This is a genomic window from Candidatus Flexifilum breve (genome assembly GCF_016713355.1).
In genome coordinates this window covers 431,535-448,231 of record NZ_JADJPI010000035.1, presented here as the reverse complement: position 1 = coordinate 448,231, position 16,697 = coordinate 431,535, and the positions used below count along the sequence as shown (strand labels likewise).

General features: G+C 60.6%; 15 protein-coding genes. 12 read left to right on the top strand and 3 right to left on the bottom strand.

The features are described from left to right. Positions 1-82: 82 nt before the first annotated feature. The gene (locus IPK17_RS24880; RefSeq protein ID WP_343420394.1) at positions 83-769 is read left to right on the top strand and encodes a zinc metallopeptidase; all 687 of its coding nucleotides are present in this window, start codon (positions 83-85) and stop codon (positions 767-769) included. Positions 770-825: 56 nt separating this feature from the next. On the opposite strand, the gene IPK17_RS24875 is transcribed toward IPK17_RS24880, so the two are convergent. Beyond that, complete coding sequence (locus IPK17_RS24875) at positions 826-2,040, bottom strand: beta-ketoacyl-ACP synthase III (protein ID WP_343420393.1); 1,215 nt, start codon at positions 2,038-2,040, stop codon at positions 826-828. Next, entirely contained in the window at positions 2,033-3,292 is a 1,260-nt protein-coding gene (fabF, locus tag IPK17_RS24870; RefSeq protein ID WP_343420392.1) for a beta-ketoacyl-ACP synthase II, read from the bottom strand. Before fabF ends, IPK17_RS24875 begins: the two co-directional genes overlap by 8 nt. Positions 3,293-3,450: 158 nt before the next feature. Between fabF and IPK17_RS24865 the strand changes: the two genes are divergently transcribed. The 9 genes from IPK17_RS24865 to IPK17_RS24825 all read left to right on the top strand — a co-directional run bounded on the left by IPK17_RS24865 (position 3,451) and on the right by IPK17_RS24825 (position 13,020). Further along, positions 3,451-4,398 (top strand): NAD(P)H-binding protein, encoded by a 948-nt coding sequence (locus IPK17_RS24865; RefSeq protein ID WP_343420391.1) that lies wholly within the window; start codon positions 3,451-3,453, stop codon positions 4,396-4,398. Between the two features lie 14 nt (positions 4,399-4,412). Continuing rightward, positions 4,413-5,315, top strand: a complete 903-nt coding sequence (locus IPK17_RS24860) for a GNAT family N-acetyltransferase (RefSeq protein ID WP_343420390.1) — start codon at positions 4,413-4,415, stop codon at positions 5,313-5,315. Between the two features lie 10 nt (positions 5,316-5,325). Further along, on the top strand, positions 5,326-6,483 hold the full coding sequence (menC, locus tag IPK17_RS24855; protein WP_343420389.1) for an o-succinylbenzoate synthase: 1,158 nt from the start codon (positions 5,326-5,328) through the stop codon (positions 6,481-6,483). A 19-nt stretch (positions 6,484-6,502) separates the two neighbouring features. Next, positions 6,503-7,351, top strand: coding sequence for a pyrroline-5-carboxylate reductase (gene proC, locus IPK17_RS24850; RefSeq protein WP_343420388.1), 849 nt, complete (start codon positions 6,503-6,505; stop codon positions 7,349-7,351). Between the two features lie 193 nt (positions 7,352-7,544). Further along, the gene (atpA, locus tag IPK17_RS24845) at positions 7,545-9,050 is read left to right on the top strand and encodes a F0F1 ATP synthase subunit alpha (RefSeq protein ID WP_343420387.1); all 1,506 of its coding nucleotides are present in this window, start codon (positions 7,545-7,547) and stop codon (positions 9,048-9,050) included. Between the two features lie 3 nt (positions 9,051-9,053). Beyond that, complete coding sequence (gene atpG, locus IPK17_RS24840) at positions 9,054-10,010, top strand: ATP synthase F1 subunit gamma (RefSeq protein WP_343420386.1); 957 nt, start codon at positions 9,054-9,056, stop codon at positions 10,008-10,010. 22 nt (positions 10,011-10,032) lie between these two features. Next, complete coding sequence (gene atpD / locus IPK17_RS24835; RefSeq protein ID WP_343420385.1) at positions 10,033-11,439, top strand: F0F1 ATP synthase subunit beta; 1,407 nt, start codon at positions 10,033-10,035, stop codon at positions 11,437-11,439. A gap of 4 nt (positions 11,440-11,443) precedes the next feature. Then, a complete protein-coding gene (atpC, locus tag IPK17_RS24830; protein WP_343420384.1) occupies positions 11,444-11,899 on the top strand; it encodes an ATP synthase F1 subunit epsilon in 456 nt (151 codons plus the stop codon). 104 nt (positions 11,900-12,003) lie between these two features. Continuing rightward, a complete protein-coding gene (locus IPK17_RS24825; RefSeq protein WP_343420383.1) occupies positions 12,004-13,020 on the top strand; it encodes a rod shape-determining protein in 1,017 nt (338 codons plus the stop codon). On the opposite strand, the gene IPK17_RS24820 is transcribed toward IPK17_RS24825, so the two are convergent. Further along, positions 13,021-13,638 carry a redox-sensing transcriptional repressor Rex gene (locus IPK17_RS24820; RefSeq protein ID WP_343420382.1) on the bottom strand — a complete coding sequence of 206 codons (618 nt, stop codon included), beginning with the start codon at positions 13,636-13,638 and terminating at the stop codon, positions 13,021-13,023. A 178-nt stretch (positions 13,639-13,816) separates the two neighbouring features. On the opposite strand from IPK17_RS24820, the gene IPK17_RS24815 reads away from it, so the two are divergent. Both IPK17_RS24815 and IPK17_RS24810 read left to right on the top strand, forming a co-directional pair. Next, positions 13,817-15,196, top strand: a complete 1,380-nt coding sequence (locus IPK17_RS24815) for an efflux RND transporter periplasmic adaptor subunit (protein WP_343420381.1) — start codon at positions 13,817-13,819, stop codon at positions 15,194-15,196. Positions 15,197-15,203: 7 nt separating this feature from the next. Beyond that, on the top strand, positions 15,204-16,694 hold the full coding sequence (locus IPK17_RS24810) for an efflux RND transporter periplasmic adaptor subunit (protein WP_343420380.1): 1,491 nt from the start codon (positions 15,204-15,206) through the stop codon (positions 16,692-16,694). The last annotated feature ends 3 nt before the right edge of the window (positions 16,695-16,697 follow it).

Genomic DNA, 16,697 nt, shown 5'->3' with positions numbered 1-16,697 from the left:
ATGAGTTTTACAAGTTTCTAAGAGACTTCTTGCGGTTCTTCGCGTATATTAAGATGTGTATTGACCGGAGAGGGTATTGACGATGATATTTGACACTAACTATCTTCTGCTGGTGTTTATCCCGACCCTACTGTTGTCGTTGGGCGCGCAGTTTTTCGTGCGCTCGGCATATTCCAAGTGGGGCAACGTGCGCAACAGCGCTGGCGCCACGGGCGTGGATGTCGCCCGCGCGATTTTCAGTCGCACGAATGTACAGGAAATCCGGTTGGAGGGTACGCCCGGCCAACTGACCGACCACTTTGATCCCGGCAGCAACATTGTGCGGCTCTCGCAAGGCATCGCGACGACGCCGTCGGTTGCCGCGATGGCGGTGGTCGCGCATGAGCTCGGCCACGTGCAGCAGTATCAGCAGCGTTCGCCCCTGATCGCCGCCCGGCAGTTCCTCGTCCCGGCAGTCACCTTTGCGCCGCAAATTGGCTACCTGATGATCTTCGCGGGCTTGTTCCTGCGCATGACCGGGTTGATCTGGGCGGGCATCGCGCTGTTCGCCGTGATGGTCGTGTTCATGATTTTGACACTGCCTGTGGAAATCGACGCCAGCCGGCGCGGGATGGCGCTCTTGCAGCAGTCCGGTCTGATGACCTCGGAGAGCGATGCTGGTGGTGCGCGCCAGGTGCTGACGGCGGCGGCGCTGACCTATGTGGCGGCGGCGATTACGTCAGTGCTGCAATTACTGTACTTCGTGAGCCTCGCCAATCGACGGCGCTAGGCGAAAGCTCGACCAAAATCAAACGCCCGACTCACTGTGAGTCGGGCGTTTTTCGTTTATTCGAGCGTTTCGCTGTCGATGCGCCGCCGCAGGCGCTGTAAGCGTCCGCGGTTGGGACGGATGCGGTTCACCAGATCATTGAGCTGACGGCTCAGACGGATGAGGCGCTGCCGCCAGAAGGCAAACGCGTAAATCGCCTCACGCCGCTGCCGATTGAGCATCTTCGAACGGTCATCGGGCTTCGGCGCGCCCCACTTGACGACCATCGACGCCCAGGTCAACCCGCCGCCAAAGCCCACAAAGGCGATGTGGTCGTTTTCCTTAACGCGTCCCGCCTGAATGGCCTCCACGAGCGCGATCGGAATCGAGGCAGCGGAGGTGTTGCCGTAGCGATCCAGATTGACATAGAACAGGCTTTCTTCGACCTTGAGGCTGCGCGCCGCTGCCGCGATGATGCGCAGGTTGGCCTGATGCGGCACGATCAGCGCGAGATCTTTGATGGTCAACCCGGCAATATCCAGCGCCTGATTGATGCTTTCACCAATTACGCGGCTGGCAAACTTAAAGACTTCGCCGCCGTTCATGTGCATTTTGCCGAGCTTGTGCCCGTTGGGCAGCGTCTCAATCTCGGCCATGTCAGTGCTGCCGAACGTCGGAATGCCGAGCAAATCGCCGCCCGAGCCGTCAGAGCGCAGCACGGCGGAGAGCACGCCGCCTTCGACCGAGCTGGCTTCCAGCACGACCGCGCCCGCGCCATCGCCGAAGAGGATGCACGTCCCACGGTCGGACCAATCAAGCACGCGGGACATGGTTTCCGCGCCGATGATCAGCGCTTTTTGTGAGCGACCGGAGCGGATCGCCTGAGCGGCCATATCGACCGCGTAAACGAACCCGGAACAGGCTGCGCTCAGATCGAACGCTCCCGCCTTGTTCGCGCCTAACCACGATTGGATCAGGCTGGCGGTGCTCGGGAAGACATTCTCCGGAGTCGACGTGGCGACGATGATCATGTCGAGCTCAAGCGGCAGAATATCGGCGACTTCCAGCGCGCGCTGCGCGGCCTTGAGGCCAAGAGTCGCCGTGGTTTCTTTGTCGCTGGCAATGCGCCGCTCGCGAATACCCGTGCGCTGACGAATCCAGTCGTCGGTCGTTTCGACGATAGCCGACAGATCATCATTCGTCATCACCGTCTCGGGGACAGCCATACCCCATCCGACGATGTGCGCGTAGCACGCAGCCTGAGGCGGCGGCGCAGAGCCGCGTTTATGCATGGCCATTCGTGTGGTACTTGCCAAAGATCAACACCGCGTTATGCCCACCGAAACCGAAAGAATTGCTCATCGCCACGTCGATCTGTCGCGCCACGCCGACATTCGGCGTGTAGTTCAGATCGCATTCCGGGTCCTGATTTTCCAGGTTGATGGTGGGCGGCACGAAGTTGTTCTGCATCGCCATGATGGTGAACACGGCTTCGACCGACCCCGCCGCGCCCATGAGATGCCCGGTTACCGACTTAGTCGAGCTGATCGGGATCGAGTAGGCGGTTTCGCCAAGCGCGCGCTTGAGCGCCAGCGTTTCACTCTTGTCGTTGAGCGGCGTGCTCGTACCGTGCGCGTTGATATAGTCGATGTCCGCGGGCGACAGTTCGGCATCTTCCAGCGCAAACTGGATGGCGGTGGCGGCGCCTTCGCCCGTTTCGAGCGGGGCAGTCACGTGGTACGCGTCGGAAGTGTGCCCGTAGCCGAGAATTTCGGCGTAGATCTTCGCGCCGCGGGCTACCGCATGTTCGAGGTCTTCGAGGATGAGGATCGCCGAGCCTTCCGCGACCACGAAGCCATCACGATCCTTGTCAAAGGGTCGGCTCGCATGTTCCGGATCGTCGTTGCGGCGCGAGATCGCGGTCATGTTGTTGAAGCTCGCGATGGCGACTTCGACCAAACCCGCTTCCGAACTGCCCGCGACGGCGATTTTCGCCTGCCCACGACGAATGATCTCAGTCGCTTCGCCGATGCAGTTGTTGCCAGTGGCACACGCGGTGGAAATCGCAAAGTTCGGTCCACGGATGCCGTACGTCATCGAGATTTTGCTCGACGGCGCATCGGGGAGCATCATCGGCACCATCAGCGGGCTGACCGCTTTAGGCCCTTTTTCGATGAAGGATTTGATGCTGTCGAAGATCGAGGAAATGCCGCCGATGCCAGAACCGATCACCGCGGCGATCTGGTAGCGGTTGTCGTCGGTGATTTCGATGCCCGAGTCTTCAATCGCCTGCTTGGCCGCGTAGAGCGCCATTTGCGTCACGCGGTCAGTCCGCCGAGCTTCGCGGCGGCCCAAAAACTCTTCGGGGTCAAAGTTCTTGACTTCACCGCCAAAGTGGTTCTCCAACTGCGACGTGTCAAACCGTTGGATCGTGCGAATGCCCGTTTTGCCCGCCGCAGCGTTGGTCCACGCTTCTTCTACAGTATTCCCGGTAGGACAGAGGATTCCCATCCCGGTTACGACAACTCGTCGTTGTTGCACCATCGTCTCTCCTAACAAAAAGCCGGCCGCTTTTTGATGATCATTTCGCGTATAAGGGTAGCAAACTTCTATCCCTACACAAGATGAAACCCCGCGCTAGGTCAGTCGTTACTCTGCGGGAAGCTTATGTTATAATCGCCGCTTTACGGAGGCAGGGTCGGGTGATACTGGTCACAGGCGGAACCGGATACATTGGACGGCACGTCGTAACGCGCTTATTGGAGCGTGGCCACCACGTGCGTTTGCTGCTGCCCGAACAGCGCACGCACAAACTGCCGTGGGCAGATCCACCGGAAATTGTGACCGGCAGCATCCTCGACGAAGAGGCGCTCTTCAAAGCGGTGACCGGCGTCCATGTCGTCATTCACCTCGAGAATGCCTTCTGGTGGGGACGGCGGCGCGACCTCGAACGCGTCGAACTGGCGGGCACGCGCCAGCTCATCACGGCGGCGCGGGCCGCGCGCGTTGGGCGGATCATCACGGTGAGCCAGTTGGGCGCTTCACCTTCGACGGCTTACACGCTGCTGCGCGTCAAAGGTCAGATGGAAGACACGATCAAGGCGAGCGGACTCGCCTACACGATCCTGCGCTCGGGCCTGGTGTTCGGTGAAGATGATGCCTTCATCAATCACATCGCGCTGGGCATGACAGCGAATCCGCTGTTTTTCCTGATGCCGGGACGCGGCGAAATTGTGCTGCATCCGATCTACATCGACGATCTGGTCAATGCGCTGGTGGCGAGCCTCGAAACAGTCGATACAGTCGATACGATTGTTGAGATCGGCGGCGCGGAGTACATCACTTTGTCCGATCTACTGCGGACGATTATGCGTGTTTCCGGTCGGCAGCGGATGGTGGTGAGTGTGCCGCCGTATATGCTGCGCTGGTTGACCGCAGTGTTTGAACGTGTGCTCCCACGTTCGCTGATGACCTCGCAGTGGCTGGACATTCTGGCGACGAATCGTACGGCGCGGTTAGGGACGGCTTTTCAGTATTTTGGCATTCACCCGCGGCGGCTCGAAGATACGCTGATGACGTACCTGCCCAAGCGCCGCAACGCGTTGGAACTGCTGCGGTATACCTTCCGACGGCGTCCGCGCGTCCTTTAGAGAAAGGTGGTTGCATGACAAACCGAGAAATCGAGATTCGACCGCTGCGCGCGCTTGCCGACATGCGGGCGGCCGTTGATCTGCAAAAAATCTATTGGGGCGCGGACATCGAGTCGGTGATCCCCGCGCATATGCTGTTCTCGCTGGCGAATCACGGCGGTCATGTGCTCGCCGCCTTTGATGGTGACCGGATGGTCGGTGTGCTGGTGGGTTTTCTCGGGACGAACATGGAAGAGGAAGACCGTCCCGCGATGGCCAACCTGCAGATTGTGTCGAAACGGATGGTCGTGCTGCCGGAGTATCGCAGCGGTGGCATTGGCTATCGCCTCAAGCGGGCGCAGCGCAGTCTGGCGATCACGCAGGGCATACGTCTCGTCGTGTGGACGTTTGATCCGCTGCTTTCGACCAATGCGCACCTGAATATCCGCAAGCTGTGTGCGATTAGTCACCAGTACCTGCAAGACTACTACGGCACGGAGAGCGAAGGCGGCTTGGCCAAACTCGGCTCCTCAGATCGGCTGCTGGTCGAATGGTGGGTGACGAATCGCCGCGTCGAGGAACGCCTGTATGGTCGCCGCGCCGATTTGAGCCTCGCGCATTATTTCGAAGCGGAGACGCCGATCCTCAACCCGACGGTGGTGCTGCCGAGCGGTCTTGTCGCGCCGCCGACCGAGGTGCTGCGTCCGTCCAGCAGTCTGGCGCTGCTCGAAATTCCGACCAATACGCCCGCAATCGAAACGGCCGACCCTGACCTGCATCACACCTGGCGCATGCACATCCGTGCCCAGTTCCAATACTTGTTTGAGCGCGGCTTTGTCGTCACCGACTTTTTGCACGATCAGCATGAAGGGCGCGAACGCGCATTTTACCTGTTGAGCTACAACGGCCCACAATTCGAATCCTTTTCTATGAGCTAAGGGGAGCCTGATGTCACGCGCGATCACAGTCAAAGATGTTGAGCTTTTCCCGGTGGCGATGCCCTTCGTCGAAAACCTCCGCACGAGTTTCGGTGAAGAACCGTTCAAGACGGCGATCATTGCCGCGCTGCACACCGATGAAGGCTTCACGGGGTGGGGCGAATGCGGTGCTGAGATTCATCCCGGCTACAGCTACGAGACGATGGGCACATCAATGCACGTGCTGAGCGAGTTCCTCGCGCCCGCGCTGCTCGGCAAGCGCATCAGCGATGCGACCGAAGTCCCGGCGCTCCTCAGCGCGACGCGCGGACATCCGCTGGCGAAGCACGCCGTGGAATCGGCAGTGTGGGACGCGCTGGCGCAGGCGAATGGACAGTCGCTGGCGCAGGCATTTGCCGCGCATCTGCCCGCTGGACACGAGTCCCGTGGCTACGCGAACGTGGGCGTAAGCATCGGCATTAAACCCACGGTCGAAGAGACACTCGCCGTGATCACGAAGCGTTTGGGCGAGGGGTACGGGCGGATCAAGCTGAAGATTCAGCCGGGTTGGGATGTCGAACTGGCGCGCGGCGTGCGTAAGGTCTATCCGGATATTCTGCTTATGCTGGACGCGAACAGCGCCTATACGCTAGCCGATGCCGATCACCTGAAGCAGTTGGACGAATTCAACCTGCTGATGTTGGAACAGCCACTCGGTCACGAGGACATCTATCAGCACAGCAAGCTCCAACCGCAGATGAGTACGCGCATTTGTCTTGACGAGAGCATCCTGTCGGCGGATGACACGCGCATGGCACTGGAACTCGGGGCGTGCAAGATCATCAACCTGAAGCCCGCTCGCGTGAGTGGCTACACGGAAAGCCTCGAAATCTACAAAGTGTGCGTGGAGCACAACACCCCGCTGTGGGTTGGCGGCTTGATGGAAACCGGGCCTGGGCGCGCGGCGAATCTCGCGTTCGCGTCGCTGCCGGGCGTGACGCTGCCGTGCGACATCTCCGCGACGAGCCGCTACTACGCGCAGGATTTGAGCGAACCGCCGTTCGAACTCCAGCCCGGCAGTCGCATCAATGTGCCGACCGGGTTGGGGATCGGCGTGCATGTGTATGAGGATCGCGTGCGGGCCGCCGCAGCGCTGTGGCGCGAACAATACCCGTATCAGCAGAGCTAAGGCAAAAGGACAAAGCAGCATGCCGCTCCAAGATAAACGCATCGCATTCATCGGCAGTGGGGTCATGGCGGAAGCCATGATCAACGGCCTGATCACGCAGAAACTGCTAACGGGCGCGCAGATCTCGGCTGCCGACCCGCGCGAAGATCGCGGCGCAGAATTGGTCAGCCGCTACGGACTGCGCTTCAGCACCGACAACGCGACAGTCGTCGAGAACGCAGACATCATCGTGATTTCGACCAAGCCGCAGGTGGTGGGGCAGGTGTTTAGCTCGTTGAATGGGCGGGGCAGCCGCGCCAGCATGGTGTTGAGCATTCTGGCTGGCGTTAAAATCGGTGCACTGGCGGAAGGTATGTTCAACCCGAACATCGTCCGCGCCATGCCGAACACACCAGCGCAGATCGGCGAAGGAATCACTGTGTGGACGGCAACGTCCGAAGTGCCGGATGCCAGTCGCGATGAAGCGCGCGCGCTGCTCGGCGCGTTGGGCGAAGAGATGTATGTCGACGATGAGAAATTCCTCGACATGGCGACGGCATTGAGCGGCACCGGTCCGGCCTATGTCTTCCTGTTTATGGAAGCGCTGATCGACGCGGGCGTGCATATGGGCTTTTCGCGCCGTGATGCCGAGCGTTTGGTGCTCAAAACGGTGCGCGGATCGGTTGATTATGCGATGCATTCCGGGTTGCATCCGGCGCAGCTCCGCAATCAGGTCACCAGTCCCGGCGGCACATCCGCGGAAGCGATTTACCAGTTGGAGAAGGGCGGATTGCGCACGGTGATCTCGCGCGCGGTCTGGGCGGCGTTCCAGCGATCGGTCGCGTTGGGCAAGGGGCAGAAGCGTAAAGAGGAGAGCGAAGACGTCTAAATGGAAAGATGAGCGTTTTGTGCGAACTATCACAAATTGCTGATCTCCGTTTGTGAAAAAGTGGACAGGTAGCACTGGATAAGGTAGAATTACAGCATTACGTTTTCGCACAGCGTTACATAAATCTTACGGTTGGTCTTTCTGACGCTCTGCGCGTTTGAATGCATCGTTTATCTCTATCGAGGAGACCCAGATGGCGGACATCTCCAGCAATATGTTTGAGTCCCTGCTGAAGCAAGTACAAGACTATACCCCTGAGATCGAAGCGGTCGAGGTCGGGTATGTCGAAGAAATTGGCGACGGCATCGCGCGTGTCGCTGGTTTGCGCAATATCCGCTACAGCGAACTGGTTCGCTTTAGCAACGGCGTCGCCGGGATCGCGTTCAACCTGGAACGTGATAACGTCGGTATCATCATTATGGGCGATTACGACACCATCAACGAAGGTGACGAAGTCCGCCCGCTCGGTCGTATCGCCTCGGTGCCGGTGGGCATGGGTCTGGTCGGTCGCGTGGTAAACGCGCTCGGCGAGCCGGTCGACGGTCGCGGTCCGATTGGTGAGACGGAATACTACAACATCGAACGTATTGCGCCCGGTGTTATGGAACGTCAGAACGTGAACCGCCCGGTGCAGACGGGTATCGTCGCCATTGACTCGATGACCCCGATTGGCCGTGGTCAGCGCGAGCTCATCATTGGCGACCGCCAGACGGGCAAGACGGCGATTGCGATTGACACGATCCTCAACCAGAAGGGCAAGGATCTGTACTGCATCTACGTCGCCATCGGCAAGCGCCGCGGTGAAATCGCGCGTTTGGTGGCGCTGCTCGAAGAAAACGGCGCGATGGAATACACGACCGTCGTCGTGGCGACCGCTTCGGAAGCAGCCGCGCTCCAGTACATCGCCCCGTACGCTGGCTGCGCTATCGGCGAATGGTTCATGGAAAACGGCAAGGACTCGCTGATCGTCTATGACGATCTGTCGAAGCATGCGTGGGCGTACCGTCAGGTTTCGCTGCTCATGCGTCGTCCCCCGGGTCGTGAAGCATATCCCGGTGATGTGTTCTACCTCCACAGCCGTCTGTTGGAACGTGCGGCGCAGCTCTCCGAAGCACGCGGCGGCGGCAGCCTGACCGCTCTCCCGATGATCGAAACGCTGCTCGGCGACGTCTCCGCGTACGTGCCGACGAACGTGATTTCGATTACGGATGGTCAGATCTTCCTTGAAACCGAACTCTTCAACGCCGGTCAGCGTCCCGCGATCAACGTCGGTATCTCCGTGAGCCGCGTGGGTGGTGATGCGCAGACGAAGGCGATGAAGCGCGTTGCGGGTGGTTTGCGCCTCGACCTCGCGCAGTTCCGTTCGCTCGCCGCGTTCGCGCAGTTTGGCTCCGACCTCGACAAAGCGACCCAGCGTCAGCTCGACCGTGGTCTCCGCCTGACCGAACTGCTCAAGCAGCCGCAGTATCAGCCGCTCTCGCTGTCAGATCAGATTGCGGTGCTGTTCGCCGGTACGCGTGGTCTGCTGGACAGCATTCCGGTGGAACGCGTCAAGGAATGGCAGGTCGCGTGGCAGCGTGCCTATCACAGCCAGTACGCCGCGATTGCCGATCACATCGAAAACAACAAGACCCTGCCGGAAGACCAGGAAAAGGCACTGCGGAGCGCCATCGAACAGTTTACCGCCAGCTGGAGTTAACCTATGGCAACCGCACGCGAAGTAAAGAAGCGTATTCGCAGTGTGAAAAACATTGGGCAGATCACGCGCGCTCTGGAGGCGGTCTCCGCCTCGCGGGTGCGTAAGGCGCAAGCTCGTGTGCTTGCCAGCCGTGCCTTCGCTGAAAAAGCGTGGGAAATTCTGCTCAATGTGCAAAACTCGATGACGGGGACGTCACTGCACCCCCTGTTGACCGCGCGTTCGGAAGTCAAGAACACGATGGTGATCCTCATCACCTCAGATCGTGGGCTGGCTGGCGCGTTCAACACCAACATCCTGCGTGTGGCCCGGCGCTTTCAGGATCGGTTGGGCAAGCCGGCGCGCTTTGTGACCATTGGTCGCAAGGGGCGCGACTCGCTCATCCGCGTCCAAGAGAATGTCGTGGCGGAGTTTTCAAACCCCGCCGAGACGACGCTCCAGCAGATTTCGCCGATTGTGCGCCTAGCCACCGAGGAATTTCTGAACGGGACGGTCGATGAAGTGTTCATCGCCTACACCGACTTTGTGAACCTGCTCACCCAGCGCCCGCGCGTGACGCGCTTGCTCCCGCTCTCGCCCTATGAGACGGAAGATCAGGTCGTTGCGGAGCTGATCAAGAATGCGCCGCACGTGTCGAGCGGCTCGGCTGATTATGAATATGAGCCGAGTGCTACAGCCATCCTCGACGAAATTGTGCCGCGCTTCACGCTGCTGCAGATGTATCAGGCGATCCTGGAAAGCCAGGCGAGTGAACATTCGGCGCGCATGGTCGCCATGCGCAATGCGTCGGACAATGCGTCCACGCTGGTCGAAGACCTCACACTGGTCTACAACAAGGCGCGTCAGGCAGGCATCACAAGCGAAATCCTCGATATTGTGGGCGGCGCAGAGGCGCTGCAAAACTCGATTGACAAGCTGGCTGGGAATATTGAAGCGGATCTCGCGGCACACGCGGTGGTCTAGCGGCAGGACTGGGGAGATATAGATGGCTGAAATTCAAGGGGTTGTGTCGCAGGTTCTCGGCGCGGTAGTCGATGTCGATTTTCCGCCCGGGCAGCTGCCGAATATTTACGACGCGCTGCGCATTGAGCGTGAAGGCGAAGAAGACCTGATTCTCGAAGTGCAGATGCACCTCGGTCACAACGCCGTGCGTACGGTCGCGATGGATACGACGGATGGCTTGAAACGCGGCGTCGCCGCTTTCGCAACGGGTTCGCCGATCACGGTGCCGGTTGGCCCGGCGTCGCTCGGTCGCGTGTTCAACGTGCTCGGTCGCCCGATTGACCTCGGCGCGGCAGTGGCGGACGATACCACCCGCCGCCCAATCCACAACACGGCGCCGGAATTCGAAGAACAGACCACCCGCATCGAAGTGTTCGAAACGGGCATGAAGGTTATTGACCTGATCGCGCCGATGACCAAGGGCGGCAAGACGGGCATTTTCGGTGGCGCGGGTGTGGGCAAGACCGTGACCATTCAGGAACTGATTAACTCGATTGCGACCCAGCACTCCGGTCTGTCGGTGTTTGCGGGCGTAGGTGAACGCACCCGTGAAGGCACGGCGCTCTACTACGAAATGAAAGAAGCGGGCGTGCTCGACAAGCTGGCGATGGTGTTCGGTCAGATGAACGAACCGCCGGGTGTGCGTCTGCGCGTGGCGCTTTCCGGTCTCGCGATGGCGGAACACTTCCGCGACGAAGGCCGTGATGTGCTGCTGTTCATCGACAACATTTTCCGTTACTCGCTGGCGGGTGCGGAAGTGTCAGCGCTCCTCGGTCGTATGCCTTCGGCGGTGGGTTATCAGCCCACGCTGGCTGACGAAATGGGGCAATTGCAGGAACGCATCACTTCCACGCAGACGGGTTCGATCACGTCGATGCAGGCCGTGTATGTGCCCGCGGACGACTACTCGGATCCCGCGCCGGTGGCAGTGTTCGCGCACCTCGACGGCACGATTGCGTTGGAGCGCTCGATTGCGTCGCGCGGTCTGTTCCCCGCGGTCGATCCGCTCGGCAGCACCAGCAAGATTCTCGACCCGCTGGTCGTGGGTGAAGATCACTACCGCGTGGCGCGTGAAGTGCAGCAGATCCTCCAGCGGTATAAGGACCTGCAAGACATCATCGCCATTCTCGGTATCGACGAACTGTCGGACGACGACAAACTGTTGGTCGCCCGCGCTCGTAAGATCGAATTGTTCCTCAGCCAGCCGATGAAGGTGGCGGAGCAGTTCACGGGTCGTGAAGGCAAGTACGTCAAGATCAAGGACACCGTGCGCGGTTTCCGCATGATCCTCGACGGCGAAGTCGACCACATCTCGGAACAGCTTTTCTACATGGCTGGCCCCATCGAAGACGTACTGGCGCGTCACGAAGAAGCGCTGCGGCAAGGGTAAACTGATGCCAATCGCGGTCGAGGTTGTCACGCAGGAAAAAGTGGTCTTCTCCGAGCCGGAAGCCGATATGGTGATTGTTCCGGCGGCGGAAGGCGAGATGGGCGTGCTGCCGCGGCACGCGCCCGTCCTGACCACGCTCACCTACGGTGAGTTGATCGTCCGCAAGGGGCGCGCCGAAGAACGCTTCGCCATTTACGGCGGCGTGGTCGATGTACGCCCGGATAAAGTCGTCGTCCTCGCGGATCTCGCCGAATCGTCGTATGAAATTGACGAAGCGGCGATGGAAGCGGCGCGCGCCAACGCCCAGAAGATGCTGCAGGAAGGCGTCGCGCCGGAAGAAAACCGCGCGGCCGCCCTCGCGCTCCGGCGCGCTGAACTCGCGCTGAAGATTCAGCGTAAGGTGCAGGCGCGGAGCTCGTCAGTGCTGCGTATCATCGACGATACGGGCGAGAGCGACTAACGTATCTCTGTCACAGGTTAAGCGCCCGATGGGAGAACTCCCGTCGGGCGTTTTGTTTGCTATAATACAGCCCGATCACCGCGCTAGAACAAGTAAGGGTCGCTATGGGACTGTTCGATAAACGCTTGGGTGTGGACTTAGGGACGATCAACACGCTGATCTCCGACAACGATCAGATCGTTTTACAGGAGCCAACGTTGGTCGCGATGACCGTCGAAGATCAGTCGGTCGTGGAAATCGGCCAGCCCGCGCGTGAAATGCTGGGTAAAGTGGACGACGAAGACATTCAGTTGGTGCGCCCGCTGCAAAATGGGGTCGTGGCTGACTACGATGTCACCGTGTTCATGCTGCGCCAGTTCTTCAACAAGATTGCCGGACGCGTCCGCTTGTTCAAGCCGACGATCATGATCACGGTGCCGTATGGCGCGAACAGCGTAGAAAAACGTGCCGTGCATGATGTGGCAATGGATGCGGGGGCGCGCGAAGCGATCCTCATTCCGGAACCGCTGGCGGCGGCGATTGGGGCAGGGCTGCCTGTGAGCACCCCGGCGGGTGACATGGTCGTGAATGTCGGCGGCGGCATCACCGAGGCAGCCGTGATGACGATGAACAATATCGTGCGCGCAGAGAGTGGGCGCGTTGGCGGGCTAAAGATGGACGACGCCATCATCAGCTATATTCGGCGCAAGTACAACCTGACTATCGGTCAGCCGTCGGCTGAGTCGGTCAAGATTCAGGTGGGCGCCGCGGTACCGCTGATGGACGAACTGACGATGGAAGTGCAGGGCCGCGACAACGTGAGTGGTCTGCCGCGCACGATCACGGTGAGCACGGGCGAGATCGTCGAAGCGATTGAAGAACCGCTGCGGGAAATTTCCGGAGTGGTCAAAGCGGTGCTGGGGAATACGCTGCCGGAGTTGGCCGCAGATATCATCGACCGCGGGATTGTGCTGACGGGTGGTGGCGCGATGCTGCGCGGACTGGATCAATATCTGACGCGGGAAACCGGCGTCCCGGTCTACCGGGCGGATAACGCGATGATTTCGGTGGCGATTGGAGCCGGGCGTGCCCTGAATGACCCTGCCATTCTGCGCCGGATCACTCAGAGCGTGTGGAGCTAACTAATCCAGATAGTAGGTCATGCGCTGCAAATGGATGACCGGGTCAATGTATTGAACATGCACATTGTCTGGCACATTCAGGTTGATCGGCGCGTAGTTGAGGATGGCGCGCACCCCCGCGGCGATGAGCGTATCGGCCACGGACTGCGCCGCCTCAGCGGGGACGGCGACCATGGCGATCTTGATGCCGCGCTCAGTAATGACGGTGTGGAGATTGTCGAGCGGCAGAATCAAAAACTCGCCGATACTCTTACCGACTTTGTCCGGGGCGCTGTCGAAGACACAGGCGATGTGAAACCCGCGGTTGGAGAAGCCTCGATACCGGGCGACCGCATTACCTAAGTCACCCGCGCCGATAAGTGCCACTTCCCAATCCCGTTCCACGTTCAAGACCTGCCGCAGTTGTTCCTTGAGGTAGGCAATTCGGTAGCCAGTGCCCTGTTTCCCGAACCCACCGAAGTGCGACAAATCCTTGCGAATTTGTGCCGAACTAATGCCCAAACGCTTGCCAAGTTCGTGCGAAGAGGTCACTTCCTGTCCCTCTTGCGACAGGCGTTCGAGCGCCCGAAGGTAGACCGGCAGGCGACTGATCACAATGTCGGGAATACTGGACGGCATAATGAGCGGTTCTCCTAACAGCCGATGGTGATTGTGAAAGATGTGACAACTTCTATAGTACCATTAAGCCTACCTTCACGCCAGCACAGTTTTAACAGTGTTGAAATAATCTGAACTGATTTTCATGTAGAATCGGATATAGCAGGGAACTAGGTGGAAGGTTTAGCGTTAGCACCGTATGTCAGTTAGCCGAAGCATATTTGTCCTCATCATCGTCACGCTCGGACTGCCGCTCGTCGCCTTTGGGCTGCGCGCTAATCAGGCGCAGAGCAGTGCGAGTGCTGCCCCACAGGTTGAGCAGTACATCGTCGGACGGGGAGCTGTGGAACTCTCCGTATCCGCTCTCGGAACCATGCAGCCAGATCAGACTGCGGCCTTAAGCTTCACGATTCCCGGGCGCATCACGGAGATTCCCGTGGTTGTGGGGCAGGCGGTCACCCCCGGTGACGTGCTCCTTGTCCAAGCCGATGAGCCGCTCCGCATCGCCTACCAGCAGGCCGAACTCGCGCTTATGTCCGCGCAATTGCAGTTGGATGATGTGCTCGACGGGCCGGATGAGGGTGAGATCACTATCGCGCGCGCCAATGTGACCGCGGCGCAGAGCGCGGTTGGTGCCGTGCAGGGTGCGGTCTCCAGCGCTGACCTGCAAACGGCGCAGCTTTCGTATCAACAGGCGCAAGCGGCGGTGGCGGCGGCGCAGGAAGCCCGCGCGACCGCGCCCGGTGGTCAGGATCAGGCCGCGTATGACCTCCTTGATGCCCGCATCGGGCAGGCGAGCTTCAACGCCGAAATCGCGCGGCTGCAGGTGGAACGCCTGCAATCGGGCAATCCCGCGGCAGTCGGGGCAGCCGCGGCGCGGGTGGCGCAGGCGCAGGCGGAATTGGATCGCCTATTGGCGGGCCCAACGCAAGCCGAGATTGACCGCGCTGCTGCCGGCGTCGACCGCGCGCAGTTGGCGCTCGACCAAGCGCAGGCCGCGTGGGACCGCGCCCGGTTGGTCGCGCCATTCGCTGGCATCATCAGCGCGCTTAACACGGAGATCGGTGCGCTGGTCGCGCCCGGTTTCGCCGTAGTTGAGTTGACCGACGCCACGCCGCTGCACCTCACCGTGCAGGTCGACGAAATCGACGTGCGCCAGATCGTTACGGGCATGCCCGCGCGGATTACCCTCGATGCGCTGCCGGAGGTCGAACTCCCCGGCGTGGTCGACGAGATCGCGCTGGTAGCCACCAACGAGAGCGGCATCGTCAGCTTTGACGTACGACTGCATGTCGACGCCACCGATCCGCGGCTGCGCGTCGGCATGACCGCGGAAGCCAATATCATCATCGAAGCAGAGGCTGACGCGCTGATCGTGCCGAACCAGTACATTCGCCTCGATCGGGCACAGGGAGATGCTTATGTCAATCTGCTGCAGCCCGACGGAACCCTCCTCGAAATTCCGGTGACGCTCGGCTTGCAGGGGCAAGACGTGAGTCAGGTGATCGCCGGGCTAACTGAAGGCGCTGTCATCGGCGTCGACCTCGCGGGTGACAGTCTATCGATCTTCGGGGGCTAAAAAGCGCATGCGGAAATTTCTCACTTATGCCGTGATCGGGACACTGGTCGCGGGGGCGCTGTTGGGCGCGCGTGAACTGCGGCAGTCCCAGCAGGCGAGCGACGAACCGCCCGTCGAGATCCTTGACCAGACGGTCGTGCAGCGGGGGAACCTGCGCGTGACTATCAGCGCGACCGGGGCGGTCAGCCCGCAGCGACAGGTGCCGCTCCTGTTTGAGTCGACCGGAACGGTCACTGAAGTGCTCGTCGGCGTCGGCGATACCGTGCGCGCGGGCGATGTGCTCGCCCGGTTGGATACGGCGCAAGCCGAGGCGACGCTCAACGAAGCATTGCTTGCGCTCGATGTGCAGCAGCGCGCCTATGCGCTGCTGACCAGCCCACCGCGCCCGGAAGACCTCGCCGTCGCGCAGGCGGCACTCAACAGCGCCCTCGCCGCGCTCAATGCGGCGGCTTCGACGGGTGTCACCGCGCAGGACGAGCAAATCGCCTATCTTCAGTCGGAATTGGCGCGCAATCAGTTGTGGCAAGCGCAGCTGCAGCGCGACATTGCGGCGAATCCCTCGCCGCTGGTCGATGTGTCCAGTCTGCTGCCCGACGGCGCGACCAACGTGCCGCAGGAACTTATCGATCAGGCAAATGCGGCACTCTCCGGCCTCATTCCGTCGAGCTCGCTCAACACGGGCAGCCTCAACGCAGGTCTGAATCAAGCCGAGTATGGCGTGGCGATTGCCGACTCGAACTACAACGCAACTCTCTCCCGGACAGGTGACGCGGCGGGCATCTCCTCCGCGCAGGCGGCGGCGACCGCAGCGCAGATCGCGCTGGATCGGCTGACGAACGGTGCGAGTGACCGCGACTTGCAGTTGGCAGAAATCGGCTTGCAGCAAGCAGAACTGGCCGTCGAAGCGGCGCAGGCCAGCGTCGATCGCGCGCTCTTGATCGCGCCGTTTGAGGGCGTGATCGCCCTCAACAACCTCGTTATCGGTGAACTCCCGCCCACGCAGTCAGCGGCCATGCTGCTCATGGATACGAGCGGTTACTACGTGGACATTGCGGCGGACGAGACCGATGTGGTCGATCTTGCGGTTGATCAGCCTGTCGAACTGGACTTTGACGCGCTGCCGGATCAAGTGCTTACTGGCAGCGTGGCGCGGATCAACTTGCTGCCGACGGTGCTCGGTCAGTTGGTCACGTACCCGGTCCGGGTCGCGCTCGACCCGACCGAGCAGCCTGTGCGCGTGGGCATGACGGCCACGGCGACCGTCATCGTGAACGAGCTGCGCGACGTGCTGGTGGTGCCGAATCGCTTCATTCGCTTAGATCGCGTGACGGGACGGGCGTACCTCACGGTGCAGGATGCCGCAAACAGCTTCCGCGAAGTCGAAGTGGTGCTGGGTCTGCGCAACGAGATCGACAGCGAGATCGTGAGCGGCGTCGATGAAGGCGCGACCATTGCGTTGATTCCGCGTGCCACCTTTGACCCAATCCGGGGATTCTAGGCG